This window comes from Rickettsia sp. TH2014 (assembly GCF_019249195.1).
Classification (GTDB): domain Bacteria; phylum Pseudomonadota; class Alphaproteobacteria; order Rickettsiales; family Rickettsiaceae; genus Rickettsia; species Rickettsia felis.
Genome location: NZ_MXAX01000215.1, coordinates 1 through 1,126 on the forward strand (window position 1 = coordinate 1; position 1,126 = coordinate 1,126).

The following is a 1,126-nucleotide window of genomic DNA, read 5'->3' on the forward strand; positions in this document are numbered from 1 at the left end:
TTGTTCAAATTGCGGTAATATTTGTTGCAAATGTATTTCGTCTTCATGCATAATACCGATATCTAAATCATCGTCAAAAGGAATTATGCCTTGATGTCTAACGGCTCCAAGCAGAGTGCCGCCTTCTATCCAATAATTAATATTATTCTTACCAAGTAGCTCATGAGTATCTTTCATTAGCTGATAAAGGCTAAGTGCTTTTTTCTCACTAATTCTATATTTTTTTACTTGTTCATCACTTAAGGTTACATATCGCCAGTCATGTTCTAATATATAAGCATAAAAAAATATGCCGACGAAAATAGTAAGAATTAAGCGTAAAATATTTTTAAAGGATAATATTGACTTTAATTTTATCACCTTGAACTTTAAATTACATTTTCCTTGCTGATATAACATTTTAAAACAACTGGCTATTACTTCTTTATCTCAATTTGTTTAAAAGCTTATTCTATCCTCTAAAGGACTAAAAGGCTGAGCCGGTTTTAACAATTCCTGCGTTAGTATAAATTTGGTTTTTTTCTCGATATTCGATAAAAAAGGTAAATGTAAGCTATGGGAATGCTCTATCACTGCATACTTATCCCATTCTGGATATTGCCTATTTAGATTTCCTATAGGATCAGCAGGACCATAAACCTCTATACTACCGAATCTATATTTTTTTAAGGGATATAATTCATTATCATAAAATGAACTCTTCGGATACTTATCTCGAACTGCTAAATTAGTATGTATAAATTTGTTTTGTTCTTTATGAAAAATAAAAATATCTAAACAAGCTTTTTTGCATATATTATAAGCTCTCTCGTAGGAAACAGTATAACCGAGTTGTTCAAATTGCGGTAATATTTGTTGCAAATGTATTTCGTCTTCATGCATAATACCGATATCTAAATCATCGTCAAAAGGAATTATGCCTTGATGTCTAACGGCTCCAAGCAGAGTGCCGCCTTCTATCCAATAATTAATATTATTCTTACCAAGTAGCTCATGAGTATCTTTCATTAGCTGATAAAGGCTAAGTGCTTTTTTCTCACTAATTCTATATTTTTTTACTTGTTCATCACTTAAGGTTACATATCGCCAGTCATGTTCTAATATATAAGCATAAAAAAATATGCCG

General features: G+C 30.9%; 2 protein-coding genes. Both read right to left on the minus strand.

From position 1 onward, the window contains the following. Window positions 1–360: LicD family protein (locus KYQ89_RS04420; protein ID WP_218460582.1), on the minus strand; the 360-nt coding region annotated here is incomplete at its 3' end. Window positions 361–438: 78 nt separating this feature from the next. Next, window positions 439–1,126: LicD family protein (locus KYQ89_RS04425; RefSeq protein WP_218460583.1), on the minus strand; the 688-nt coding region annotated here is incomplete at its 5' end.